The organism is Pantoea sp. FN0307 (assembly GCF_050113815.1).
GTDB classification, from domain to species: Bacteria; Pseudomonadota; Gammaproteobacteria; order Enterobacterales; family Enterobacteriaceae; genus Mixta; species Mixta alhagi.
On sequence record NZ_JBNJSO010000001.1, the window covers coordinates 1,030,686 to 1,043,612 of the forward strand.

The window sequence follows — 12,927 nt, forward strand, 5'->3', positions numbered from 1 at the left end:
AAGGCGGATCGAATGGATTTACTGTTCTCCTATGCACTATTTTTAGCAAAAATCGTTACCGTTGTGGTTGCTGTGGCAGCGATAGCCCTGATACTGGTTAACGCTACGCAACGTAAGCGCGGGCAAAGCGGGCAGCTGCAGGTCACCCAGCTTAACGAGCGCTACCGTGAAATGAAAAAAGCGATGCTGCTGGCGTTACTGCCGCCGCAGGAGCAAAAGCTGCGTCAGAAAGCGGAAAAGAAAAAGCAGAAGCAGGAAGCGAAAACGGCTAAGCAGCAGGCGAAGCAGGGCCTGCCCGGCGCAGAACATAAACCTGTGCTGTATGTTCTGGATTTCAAAGGCAGCATGGATGCCGGTGAGGTCACCTCTTTGCGGGAAGAAATTTCTGCAGTACTGGCGGTGGCGCGTGAGCAGGATGAAGTGCTGCTGCGGCTGGAAAGTCCGGGTGGTGTGGTGCACGGCTACGGGCTGGCGGCTTCGCAGCTGCAGCGTCTGCGGGAAAAAAATATTCGCTTAACGGTCGCGGTGGATAAAGTCGCTGCCAGCGGCGGCTATATGATGGCCTGCGTGGCCGATCGCATTATCGCCGCGCCTTTTGCCATTATTGGATCGATTGGTGTGGTTGCACAGGTGCCAAACTTCAATCGTTTGCTGAAGCGCAACAATATTGATGTGGAACTGCACACCGCCGGAGAATATAAGCGTACGCTGACCTTATTTGGCGAAAATACCGAGCAGGGTCGTAATAAGTTTCGCGAAGATCTCAATGAAACGCATCTGCTGTTTAAACAGTTTGTTCAGCAAATGCGCCCGGTATTAGATATCGATCGGGTGGCGACCGGTGAACATTGGTATGGCAGCCAGGCGCTGGAAAAACAGCTGATTGATGGGCTGGGAACCAGCGACGATCTAATTATCGAACGCATGGAGCATTTCAGCGTGGTCAGCGTGCGTTATATGCGCCGTAAAAAGCTGATGGATCGCTTTACGCAAAGCGCCGCCGACAGTGCCGCTCGTCAGTTGCTGAAACTGTGGCAGCGTGGCGACAAGCCGCTGCTGTAACTCCCTCACGCCCGGCTGGTCCGGGCGTTAATCGGCCAGATGATATTTCTCTGAAAGCCCCACCGTCAGCGCTTTAAAAATGTTAAATACCGCCGTGCTTTTAGCGGTAGGCAGCCCGTTTTCATCCAAAAAATAGTCGCCGCGAAAAATCAGCAACTGACCATTTTGTTCCACTTCGCTGGCTTCGATACCGGCAAAATAATCGTCATGTTCACGGATTAGCGCATTGGCTTTTTCGAGTATTTCTCCGCGAGATAGCGCGACCGTTTTTGCGTTCATTATTTAACCCCATTTTGACAGATTATAATTCTCTTCTATATTACTGGCCTGACGTCGCTAACCGCAAATAGAGTATGGATATTCTGGCGGCGGGAAAAATCGCCAAAAGTGGCGTAAAACCAGGCGAGATGCTAATTAAGTTGCGTATCCGATTTTATCAGGTACAGTGTGGGCGTTTCAGTGTCCGGGCGTAAAAATGACTTTACGCAAGTAGCAATGAGCGTCGGGTTCCGGCTAAAATCGTCTGCTAATCAGTACCATAAGCTGTCGTATATTAGGTTGCTTGCTTCAAATCAGGCCAGGTTGAATTCTTTTTGATTCGCTCATATAGGTTGACACGCTGACTGGCAACGCTGGAAAACGCCATCATTACATTCGGACGTATTCATCAGGTAAAGGTAAATATGGGTAAAGCTCTCGTAATAGTCGAGTCCCCGGCAAAGGCCAAAACGATTAATAAATATCTCGGTAAAGACTACGTGGTTAAGTCCAGCGTGGGTCATATACGTGATTTGCCGACAAGTGGCTCGACGGTGAAAAAGAGCGCTGACGCTCGGCCTGCCAAAAAAGCGAAGAAAGACGAAAAGACGGCGCTGGTTAACCGTATGGGCGTCGATCCGTGGCACGGCTGGAAAGCTGACTATCAAATTTTGCCCGGTAAAGAAAAAGTTGTTGCTGAGCTGAAAGCGCTGGCGCAGGAAGCCGATCATATCTATCTCGCAACCGACCTTGACCGCGAAGGGGAAGCCATCGCCTGGCACCTGCGGGAAGTGATCGGCGGCGACGACAAACGCTTCAGTCGCGTGGTGTTTAACGAAATCACCAAAAATGCAATTCGTCAGGCTTTTGATAAGCCAGGCGAGCTCAATATTGAGCGCGTGAATGCTCAACAGGCCCGTCGCTTTATGGATCGCGTGGTGGGTTACATGGTTTCCCCGCTGCTGTGGAAAAAGATCGCCCGTGGGTTATCCGCCGGACGCGTTCAGTCCGTTGCCGTACGGCTGGTGGTAGAGCGCGAGCGTGAAATCAAAGCCTTCGTACCGGAAGAGTATTGGGAGTTAAGCGCTGATCTCACCACACCGAAGGGCAGTGACTTGCCGATGCAGGTGACTCACCAGGGTGAGAAACCATTCCGACCGGTTAATAAAGAACAGACGCAGGCGGCGGTTAGCCTGCTGGAAAAAGCGCGTTTTCGCGTAGAAGATCGTGAGGACCGGCCAACCAGCAGCAAGCCGGGCGCGCCTTTTATTACCTCTACGCTGCAGCAGGCGGCCAGTACCCGCCTGGGCTTTGGCGTTAAAAGAACCATGGCGCTGGCGCAGCGGTTGTACGAAGCGGGCCATATTACCTATATGCGTACCGACTCTACTAACCTGAGCCAGGATGCCGTCGCGATGGCACGCGGCTATATCGAATCAAATTTCGGCGATAAGTATCTGCCGAAAACAGCTAACGCCTACGCCAGCAAAGAGAACTCTCAGGAAGCGCACGAAGCGATACGCCCCTCTGACGTGACCATCCAGGCCGAACAGCTGAAGGATATGGAAGCGGATGCCCAGAAGCTTTATCAGCTTATCTGGCGTCAGTTTGTTGCCTGCCAGATGATGCCGGCGCAGTATGATTCCACCACGCTGACGGTAGCCGCTGGCGATTTCAAACTGAAAGCCAAAGGGCGCATCCTGCGCTTTGACGGCTGGACAAAAGTGATGCCTGCGCTGCGTAAAGGCGATGAAGATCGTATTCTGCCAGCCATTGAGATTGGCGATGAGCTGAGCCTGCAGCAGCTGAATCCAAGCCAGCACTTTACCAAGCCGCCGGCGCGCTTCAGCGAAGCCTCGCTGGTGCGGGAGCTGGAAAAACGCGGTATCGGTCGTCCTTCTACCTATGCATCGATTATTTCGACCATTCAGGATCGTGGCTACGTACGCGTGGAAAGCCGCCGTTTCTATGCGGAAAAAATGGGTGAAATTGTTACCGATCGGCTGGAAGAGAACTTCCGCGATCTGATGAGCTATGATTTTACCGCGCATATGGAAGATAACCTTGATCAGGTCGCCAACGATCAGGCTGAATGGAAAGCGGTACTGGATAATTTCTTCGCCGATTTCAGCAAACAGCTGGACCAGGCGGAAAAAGATCCGGAAGAGGGCGGCATGCAGCCCAACCCGATGGTGTTGACGTCCATCGACTGTCCGACCTGTGGTCGTGAAATGGGCATTCGTACCGCCAGCACCGGCGTCTTCCTTGGCTGTTCCGGCTATGCCTTACCGCCGAAAGAGCGCTGTAAGCAAACCATCAATCTGATTCCGGAAAATGAAGTTCTGAATATTCTGGAAGGGGATGATGCGGAAACCAACGCGCTGCGTGCGCGTCGTCGCTGTCAGAAGTGCGGCACCGCGATGGATAGCTACCTGATTGATAATCATCGCAAGCTGCACGTGTGTGGTAATAACCCCAGCTGTGATGGTTATGAGATTGAACAGGGCGAGTTCCGTATCAAGGGCTATGACGGGCCGATTGTTGAGTGCGAAAAGTGTGGTTCCGAAATGCACCTGAAAATGGGGCGCTTTGGCAAATACATGGCCTGCACCAATGACGAGTGTAAGAACACCCGTAAAATTCTGCGTAATGGCGAAGTTGCGCCGCCGAAAGAAGATCCGGTGCCGCTACCGGAACTGCCCTGTGAGAAATCGGACGCCTATTTTGTGCTGCGTGACGGTGCGGCAGGCGTGTTCCTGGCAGCCAATACTTTCCCGAAATCGCGTGAAACCCGTGCGCCGCTGGTGGAAGAACTGCAACGCTTCCGCGATCGGTTACCGGAAAAGCTGCGTTATCTTGCCGATGCGCCCGCCACGGATGATAAAGGCAACAAAACGCTGGTACGCTTTAGCCGTAAAACCAAACAGCAATATGTCAGCTCCGAAAAAGAGGGCAAAGCCACCGGCTGGTCAGCTTTTTACGTTGACGGCGCATGGCGCGTAACAGAAAAATAAGCCGCATTTTTTCTACTGTTACTCAGCGCTAATAGAAAAGAAACGCAAAACTACAGTTAAATTTGTGCTACCGCCTCAAGGCCAGTCTCTGACTGGCCTTTTCTTTTTATTTTGCTTATAGCTAAAAGCTATACATCAAACACAAAAATGTTATAGTTGTTATAGCAGTAATTCTGATATTTCCTGTCGCTATAACTCGCCCGCCAGGCGCCTTTTCCTGAGAGTTTTCCCGGGTCGCGCGCGGGTTTAGTGCGTACTTTATCCGGGATAAACAACTATGAAATTGCAACAGCTGCGTTACATCGTGGAAGTAGTTAATCATAATCTGAATGTCTCATCGACTGCGGAAGGGCTTTATACCTCGCAGCCTGGTATCAGTAAGCAGGTGCGTATGCTGGAGGATGAGCTGGGCATTCAGATATTTGCGCGCAGCGGTAAACATCTGACCCAGGTGACGCCTGCAGGCGAAGAGATTATCCGCATTGCGCGTGAAGTGCTCTCTAAGGTCGATGCCATCAAATCAGTGGCCGGTGAACACACCTGGCCCGATAAAGGCTCGCTGTATGTCGCCACCACGCACACCCAGGCGCGTTATGCGCTTCCTGGCGTAATCAAAGGCTTTATTGAGCGTTACCCGCGCGTTTCGCTGCATATGCATCAGGGGTCGCCAACTCAGATTGCCGAAGCGGTATCCAAAGGGAACGCGGATTTCGCTATTGCCACTGAAGCATTGCATCTCTACGACGACCTTATCATGCTGCCTTGCTACCACTGGAATCGCGCCATTGTGGTCACGCCCGATCATCCGCTGGCAGGAAAAAGCGATGTCACTATTGAGGAACTGGCGGAATATCCGCTGGTAACCTACACCTTTGGCTTTACCGGTCGCTCAGAACTGGATACAGCGTTCAATCGTGCCGGCCTGACGCCGCGTATTGTCTTTACGGCTACCGATGCAGATGTGATTAAAACCTATGTGCGGCTTGGGCTGGGCGTGGGTGTTATCGCCAGTATGGCGGTTGACCCGGTAGCCGATCCCGATCTGGTTCGTATTGAAGCCGCAGATATTTTCACAAACAGCACCACCAAAATCGGGTTTCGTCGCAGTACCTTCCTGCGTAGCTATATGTATGATTTCATTCAACGTTTTGCACCGCATTTAACGCGAGACGTGGTTGATACAGCGGTGGCGCTACGCTCAAATGAAGATATTGAAGCCATGTTTAAAGATATCCGTCTGCCTTTTAAATAGAATAACCTTATTTATTGAGTGGAATTAAGGCCGCTGCTGCGGCCTTTTGTCTTTAATACCAGCTAATTGCACAAATTTTGGAATCTTTAGGATCATTTTTCTGTAAATGAAACATTCATCACATGTTTTTCAATTGTTATTAATTAAATGAGAAACAGTACACATTTTCATGCGGGGAATTTTGCGCACTGCCAGGACAATTCTCATACTCAAGTTAAATCGAACCCGTAACAGCAGCCAGTAAGGGATTCAGAAAATTTTTCTCAAGTATTAACTGGATCTATAAGTTATTTTCTTACTGTAATTTGAGTTAAAGGAAGATTAAAAAAGGGGAATGAAGTTAAGCATCACTAATACGATCTTTAGCGAACGATAAATTGTACTTATCGTTTAACTCAACAAAAATAGCTGGATTTTTGGTCTTAAAATGTTTAGGATTTCTCCTAAAAGCTGATTGAAGTTACCAATCGTTTTAATGAGAGTGATTATCAAAAACTATGGCTATGAGAATTTCAATACAACCTGGCGTACAGGGTAATGCCACTAAGGTGGCAAAAAGTGGCAGCAGCATCCGTCGCAAAGCCTGGTTGGCAGTATTTGCAGCGTGTGGCCTGTTCTGGACTGTTGTTGCCTTAATGGTTTGGCAAATCTGGAGTTAATTATGTGGGAACAAGCATTGCCGCTTAAAACGCAGCCGGTTCGCAAATTAAAAACGGCCAGCTGTAAACCCAAAGTACAGGATAAAGCGACGATTCCGGAATCATGGAATCTTAATGACGCGCAGCGCAGTTTTATTGAATTGATGCTAGATAACAACAATAAATAAACTATAACTATTCGTATTTATCTAAAATAATAAAATAATTATTCATTTCGACCTTTCTGTTGATCGGCAAACCGATCGGGGCACTGTACTTCGCCCGATAAAATTAACCAATTACAGCATTCGGTAGAATCTATTAATGTTTTTTAATAGATTCAATGTTCAGTGACTTATTGGTCGGAAATCGACCTGAGAGGGTGCCTAATGAATATTACTTTTTTTCCGTTGTTTAGCGCTTCCGCCTATTCCTTATTAGTCTGGATGGCCGCTGCCTGGCTTTTAATGCAATAAGTTATTTCTCTCTCTGGTTCTCCGTCCAAACGCCCCGTCTGTTTACTGCGGGGCGTTTTGCTTTTCTTTTTCCCTCGTACGTTTCCATTTTCCGCCTTGCTGTTTCCTGTTTTTTCCTGTGAATGTGTCGATTCGTGTTGTTATAAAAACGTTAACCACAGTTTGTACTATGTTTAACACAGACCTTGTTAAGCATCGGGTTATTAAGCGCATTATAAAAAGGAGGAGCTATGTCGTTATCCCTGCGCGATAAAAGTCAGGACACGCTGGATGTAGATGGGCAACGCTACCATTTTTATAGTCTTCCACGTGCCGCTCAGCAGCTGGGCGATCTCTCCCGTTTACCCAAGTCACTGAAAGTGTTACTGGAAAACCTGCTACGCTGGCAGGATGAGAGTTCTGTTACCGCTGATGATATTCAGGCGCTTGCCGACTGGCAAAAAAGCGCCCATGCCGATCGTGAAATCGCTTATCGCCCTGCACGTGTACTGATGCAGGATTTTACCGGCGTCCCCGCTGTGGTTGATTTGGCGGCCATGCGCGAAGCGGTTAAGCGTCTGGGTGGCGATGTAGCGAAAGTAAATCCGCTTTCACCAGTTGATCTGGTTATCGACCACTCCGTGACCGTTGACCGCTTCGGGGATGATAATGCCTTTGAAGAAAATGTCCGGCTGGAAATGGAGCGCAACCACGAGCGCTACGTTTTTCTGCGCTGGGGGCAAAAGGCTTTCGATAAATTCCGCGTCGTGCCGCCCGGCACCGGCATTTGCCATCAGGTTAACCTGGAATATTTAGGCCAGGCTGTGTGGCATGAAGAGCAGGATGGCAAGCGTGTCGCTTATCCCGATACCTTAGTCGGCACCGATTCCCATACCACCATGATCAACGGCCTTGGCGTATTAGGGTGGGGCGTTGGCGGTATTGAGGCGGAAGCGGCGATGTTGGGTCAACCGGTATCGATGCTAATCCCGGACGTAGTGGGATTTAAGCTCACGGGAAAATTACGTGCAGGCATTACCGCCACTGACCTGGTGCTGACCGTAACGCAAATGCTGCGTAAACAGGGTGTTGTCGGCAAGTTTGTAGAGTTTTATGGCGACGGGCTGGATGATTTGCCGCTGGCGGATCGCGCCACCATCGCTAATATGGCACCCGAGTATGGCGCTACCTGTGGTTTTTTCCCTATCGATCATGTCACCATCGGCTATATGAAACTGACCGGCCGCAGCAGCGAACAGGCTGCTTTGGTAGAAGCCTATGCTAAGGCGCAGGGATTATGGCGCGAGCCGGGTGAAGAGCCGATTTTTACCAGCACCCTGGCCCTGGACATGAATGAAGTGGAAGCCAGCCTTGCTGGTCCAAAGCGTCCGCAGGATCGCGTTTCCCTGGGCGACGTGCCGCAGGCTTTCCAGCAAAGTAACGAGCTGGAAGTGAATCGTGCGCAAAAAGCCCATCATGGGGTCACTTACCGTGACGGTGAGCAGGAACATGAATTAACCGACGGCGCAGTGGCTATCGCTGCCATTACCTCCTGTACCAACACCTCCAACCCAAGCGTGCTGATGGCCGCCGGCCTGCTGGCGAAAAAAGCGGTCTCGCTTGGTTTGCAGCGTAAGCCCTGGGTGAAAGCTTCTCTGGCGCCCGGTTCCAAAGTGGTATCCGATTATCTGGCTACCGCGCGTTTGACCCCTTATCTCGATAAGCTCGGCTTTAATCTGGTGGGCTACGGCTGCGCTACCTGTATTGGTAACTCGGGACCGCTGCCGGAAAATATTGAAAGCGCAATCAAAGAGGGCGATCTGACGGTCGGTGCCGTGCTTTCGGGCAATCGTAACTTTGAAGGCCGTATTCATCCGCTGATCAAAACCAACTGGCTGGCTTCACCGCCGCTGGTTGTTGCCTACGCGCTGGCGGGTAATATGAATATCAACCTGCAGAGCGAGCCGCTGGGAGAGGATAAAACCGGCAAGCCGGTATATTTGCGTGATATCTGGCCAACGCCTGATGAAATCACCGCGGCGGTACAGCAGGTTTCCAGCGATATGTTCCTGAAAGAGTATTCAGAAGTTTTTGATGGCACGCCGGAATGGCAGCAGATCAAAGTCAGTGAGGCAGCCACTTACGACTGGGATGAAGGCTCAACCTACATCCGCCTGTCGCCTTTCTTTGATGATATGGAAAAAACGCCCAAGCCGGTGCAGGACATCAAAGGCGCGCGCATTCTGGCAATGCTGGGCGACTCGGTGACAACCGACCATATCTCTCCGGCAGGCAGCATCAAGGCGGAAAGCCCCGCGGGTCGCTATTTGCTTGAGCGAGGCGTGGAGCGCGGTGACTTTAACTCGTATGGCTCAAGGCGTGGTAACCATGAGGTTATGATGCGCGGTACATTCGCCAATATTCGTATTCGCAACGAAATGGTGCCGGGAGTGGAAGGCGGCATCACGCGTGTAGTGCCAAATGGCGAGCAGATGTCGATTTATGACGCTGCGATGGTTTATCAGCAGCAGGGCGTACCGCTGGCGGTGATTGCAGGTAAAGAGTATGGCTCTGGCTCCAGCCGCGACTGGGCAGCGAAAGGGCCGCGTCTGCTTGGCGTTCGGGTGGTTATCTGTGAATCCTTTGAACGTATTCACCGTTCCAACCTGATCGGTATGGGCATTTTACCGCTGGAGTTTCCGCAGGGCGTAACACGAAAAACGTTAAACCTGAGTGGCGAAGAGCTGATTGATATTGAAAATCTGCGTGACTTGCAGCCCGGCGGTACGGTGAAAGTGACTATTACGCGCCCGGACGGCAGCCGGGAAGAGCTGGACACGCGCTGCCGTATCGATACCGGCAATGAACTAACCTATTACCAGAACGACGGCATATTGCATTATGTGATTCGTAATATGCTGAATTAACCAGACGCCGGGCATTCATCTACACACGCATGATGCGACGGAATGCCCGGCAGACTTATCAGGATTTGGGCAGCAGATGGCCCATTTTCTCTGCTTTAGTGTCCAGATAGTGCGCATTTTTGGGGTTACGCCCCACAATCAGCGGCACCCGCTCAACGATATTGATCCCGGCTTCGCTCAGAATCTCCACCTTGCGTGGATTGTTGGTTAATAACCGCACTTCATCAACGCCCAGTAGCTTAAACATATCGGCACACAGGGTAAAATCACGCTCATCGGCGGCAAATCCCAGCTGGTGATTCGCTTCAACGGTATCGTAGCCTTTATCCTGCAGCGCATAAGCGCGGATCTTATTCAACAGGCCAATATTACGGCCTTCCTGACGATGATAAAGCAGAACGCCACGGCCTTCTTCAGCAATGGCGTTCAGGGCAGCTTCCAGCTGGAAACCACAGTCGCAGCGCAGGCTGAACAGCGCATCGCCGGTCAGGCATTCAGAATGCACACGCGCCAGTACGGCTTCATTGTTATTAACATCACCAAATACCAGCGCGACGTGGTCGTGGCCGGTAGCCAATTCTTCGAATCCCACCATGAGGAAATCGCCCCAGGGCGTGGGCAGTTTAGCTTCTGCCACCCGTTTAAGCTGCATGTGACTCTCCAGAACCATATTAGGTTGCGCTATCATCAAGGTAGCGCCTGTTGGTCAGGCTGACCGAAAACATGGCGTCTATTTTGCCATAACCCGTCTGCGTACGGGTAATACGTCACGACGATTAATGTGATAACGCACGATTATCTAAGTATTCATGGTTATGTTGTTCATTTGTAAGCTATTATTAAAAGCTATTCGCTTGAATACTTATTAATGACAAGGAAGCAGCATGCTGGAAATAGCAAAACGCACCGCCTTTGGCGCTCTGTTACTGTCGATAATGCCGCTGTTGATGTGGCTTTCCCACTGGCAGTGGCAGCCAGGCGCCAGCGGATTGGGTTTACGTTTGCTGTTCTGGATGACGGAAACCGTGACGCGGCCATGGGGGATCCTCACCAGCGCAATCCTGTGCGCCTGGTTTTTATGGTGTCTGCGCTTTCGTTTAAAACCCGCGCTGTTTCTGCTGGTGATTATGATCGCCGCGATTCTCGCCGGGCAATATACCAAATCTTTTATCAAGGCGCGGGTGCAGGAGCCACGTCCCTATGTGGTATGGCTGGAAAAAACGCATGGCATTCCCGGCGATGAGTTTTATCAGCTGGATCGGCAGGCGCGCGGCCAGATAGTGACGCGTTTAGTGGCGAATGATAACCATATTCCACAGTGGCTGAAGCGTCACTGGGCATTTGAAACAGGCTTTGCCTTTCCGTCGGGGCATACCATGTTTGCTGCCAGCTGGGCACTGCTGGGCGTGGGGCTACTTTGGCCGCGCCGCCACCGAAAAACCGTGACAATCCTGATGATTTGGGCCGTTGCCGTTATGGGAAGTCGGGTGCTGTTGGGAATGCACTGGCCGCGCGATCTGCTGGTCGCTACCTGGATTAGCTGGCTGCTGGTGACGCTGGCTTGCTGGCTGGCGCAGCGCCTGTGTGGCCCGTTGACCATTCCGCCCGATGAGCATCAGGAGATTGCCCAGCGCGAACAGGATAAAGAATCATGATTGCAATGCGCCTTTTCGGCCCCATAACCTAAGTGAGAAAACAGATTTTTGCTGAGATAACGAGTAAAGCCACTATCTCAGCAAGCATCCTTATGACATTTTTGGCATAATCCTTTGGCTTACACCGAATTACAGGACGAAATGTGAAATATTTACTGATCTTTTTACTGGTTCTGGTGATATTCATCATCTCTGTGACGCTTGGCGCGCATAATGACCAGGTTGTCTCATTTAACTTTTTGATTGCGCAGGGCGAGTACCGTATCTCTACTTTACTGGCCTCGCTGTTCGGCGCAGGGTTTGTACTGGGCTGGGCAATCTGTGGTCTTTTCTGGCTGCGAGTGCGCGTGTCACTGGCTAATGCACAGCGTAAACTCAAGCGTCTGCAGCAGCAAACCGTTCAGACCGACAACGTGACTCCGTCACATCCGCCTGTCGTCAAGGAATAACTCCCGATGTTGGAACTGCTGTTTCTGTTACTGCCCGTGGCCGCTGCCTATGGCTGGTACATGGGGCGCAGAAGTGCGCAGCAGGATAAGCAGCAAGAGGCGAATCGTCTGTCACGCGATTATGTGACCGGCGTAAACTTTCTGCTGTCAAACCAGCAGGATAAAGCGGTCGATCTTTTCCTCGATATGCTGAAAGAGGACAGCGGCACGGTGGAAGCGCACCTGACGCTGGGCAATCTTTTCCGCTCGCGCGGTGAAGTGGATCGTGCGATACGCATCCATCAATCCCTGATGGAGAGTGCCTCCCTGAGCTACGAACAACGTCTGCTGGCGGTACAGCAGCTGGGCCGCGACTATATGGCGGCAGGGCTGTATGACCGGGCTGAAGAGATGTTCGAACAGCTCACTGACGAAACCGATTTTCGTCTCAGCGCGCTCCAGCAGCTGCTGGTTATCTATCAGGCCACCAGCGAATGGCAAAAAGCGATAGACGTTGCTGAAAGGCTGGTTAAGCTCGGTAAAAGTCATCATCAGATAGAAATTGCGCACTTCTACTGCGAGCTGGCTTTGCTGGCGATGGGCAGCGACGACCTTGACCGGGCGCTTAGCCTGCTGAAAAAAGGAGAGGCGGCCGACCGTCAGAGCGCGCGCGTTTCCATCATGATGGGACGTATTTTTATGGCGAAGGGTGATTACGCCCGAGCCGCGGGTCATCTGCAACGCGTGATTGAGCAGGATAAAGAGCTGGTCAGCGAAACGCTTGATATGCTGGAGAGCTGTTATCAACAGTTGGGGCAGCCGCACGTCTGGGCTGATTATCTGCGCCGCTGTGTGGAAGAAAACACCGGCGCGCTGGCCGAACTTCATCTGGCAGATATTCTGGAGCGCGAAGAGGGCGCGGATGTGGCGCAGGTTTATATCAACCGACAGCTACAGCGGCATCCTACCATGCGCGTTTTCCATCGCCTGATGGATTTCCATCTGCATGAGGCGGAAGATGGCCGAGCCAAAGAGAGCCTGATGGTGCTGCGTGATATGGTAGGCGAGCAGATCCGCACCAAGCCACGCTATCGCTGTCAAAAATGTGGCTTTACGGCGCACGCGCTCTACTGGCATTGTCCTTCTTGTCGTGCCTGGTCAACGGTTAAACCCATACGCGGGCTGGATGGCCAATAATCAAACCACCATTGCGGTAACCTGTTTTACAGCGGGTTATC

General features: G+C 51.4%; 11 protein-coding genes. 9 read left to right on the plus strand and 2 right to left on the minus strand.

Translation table 11 applies throughout. The annotated features are described in order from the left end of the window. The first annotated feature begins 12 nt into the window (after positions 1 to 12). Complete coding sequence (gene sohB / locus ACQE3Z_RS04880) at positions 13 to 1,062, plus strand: protease SohB (protein ID WP_426972437.1); 1,050 nt, start codon at positions 13 to 15, stop codon at positions 1,060 to 1,062. A gap of 27 nt (positions 1,063 to 1,089) precedes the next feature. Here sohB and ACQE3Z_RS04885 read toward each other — a convergent pair whose 3' ends face one another. Then, complete coding sequence (locus tag ACQE3Z_RS04885; RefSeq protein ID WP_426972438.1) at positions 1,090 to 1,341, minus strand: DUF2498 family protein; 252 nt, start codon at positions 1,339 to 1,341, stop codon at positions 1,090 to 1,092. A gap of 404 nt (positions 1,342 to 1,745) precedes the next feature. On the opposite strand from ACQE3Z_RS04885, the gene topA reads away from it, so the two are divergent. The 5 genes from topA to acnA all read left to right on the plus strand — a co-directional run bounded on the left by topA (position 1,746) and on the right by acnA (position 9,606). Next, positions 1,746 to 4,334 carry a type I DNA topoisomerase gene (topA, locus tag ACQE3Z_RS04890; RefSeq protein ID WP_426972439.1) on the plus strand — a complete coding sequence of 863 codons (2,589 nt, stop codon included), beginning with the start codon at positions 1,746 to 1,748 and terminating at the stop codon, positions 4,332 to 4,334. A 277-nt stretch (positions 4,335 to 4,611) separates the two neighbouring features. Further along, the gene (gene cysB, locus ACQE3Z_RS04895) at positions 4,612 to 5,586 is read left to right on the plus strand and encodes an HTH-type transcriptional regulator CysB (protein WP_085071605.1); all 975 of its coding nucleotides are present in this window, start codon (positions 4,612 to 4,614) and stop codon (positions 5,584 to 5,586) included. Positions 5,587 to 6,089: 503 nt separating this feature from the next. Continuing rightward, on the plus strand, positions 6,090 to 6,245 hold the full coding sequence (locus ACQE3Z_RS04900) for a YmiA family putative membrane protein (RefSeq protein WP_418304129.1): 156 nt from the start codon (positions 6,090 to 6,092) through the stop codon (positions 6,243 to 6,245). Between the two features lie 2 nt (positions 6,246 to 6,247). After that, positions 6,248 to 6,412, plus strand: a complete 165-nt coding sequence (locus ACQE3Z_RS04905; protein ID WP_250650048.1) for a hypothetical protein — start codon at positions 6,248 to 6,250, stop codon at positions 6,410 to 6,412. Between the two features lie 518 nt (positions 6,413 to 6,930). Next, positions 6,931 to 9,606, plus strand: coding sequence for an aconitate hydratase AcnA (gene acnA, locus ACQE3Z_RS04910; RefSeq protein WP_426972440.1), 2,676 nt, complete (start codon positions 6,931 to 6,933; stop codon positions 9,604 to 9,606). Between the two features lie 58 nt (positions 9,607 to 9,664). Here acnA and ribA read toward each other — a convergent pair whose 3' ends face one another. After that, a complete protein-coding gene (gene ribA / locus ACQE3Z_RS04915) occupies positions 9,665 to 10,258 on the minus strand; it encodes a GTP cyclohydrolase II (protein WP_426972441.1) in 594 nt (197 codons plus the stop codon). 232 nt (positions 10,259 to 10,490) lie between these two features. Here ribA and pgpB point away from each other — a divergent pair, with 232 nt between their 5' ends. The 3 genes from pgpB (at position 10,491) to lapB (ending at position 12,886) form a co-directional block, all read left to right on the plus strand. Then, entirely contained in the window at positions 10,491 to 11,261 is a 771-nt protein-coding gene (gene pgpB, locus ACQE3Z_RS04920) for a phosphatidylglycerophosphatase B (protein WP_426972442.1), read from the plus strand. A gap of 143 nt (positions 11,262 to 11,404) precedes the next feature. After that, the gene (locus ACQE3Z_RS04925; protein WP_085071610.1) at positions 11,405 to 11,710 is read left to right on the plus strand and encodes a LapA family protein; all 306 of its coding nucleotides are present in this window, start codon (positions 11,405 to 11,407) and stop codon (positions 11,708 to 11,710) included. Positions 11,711 to 11,716: 6 nt separating this feature from the next. Next, positions 11,717 to 12,886 carry a lipopolysaccharide assembly protein LapB gene (gene lapB, locus ACQE3Z_RS04930; protein WP_426972444.1) on the plus strand — a complete coding sequence of 390 codons (1,170 nt, stop codon included), beginning with the start codon at positions 11,717 to 11,719 and terminating at the stop codon, positions 12,884 to 12,886. The last annotated feature ends 41 nt before the right edge of the window (positions 12,887 to 12,927 follow it).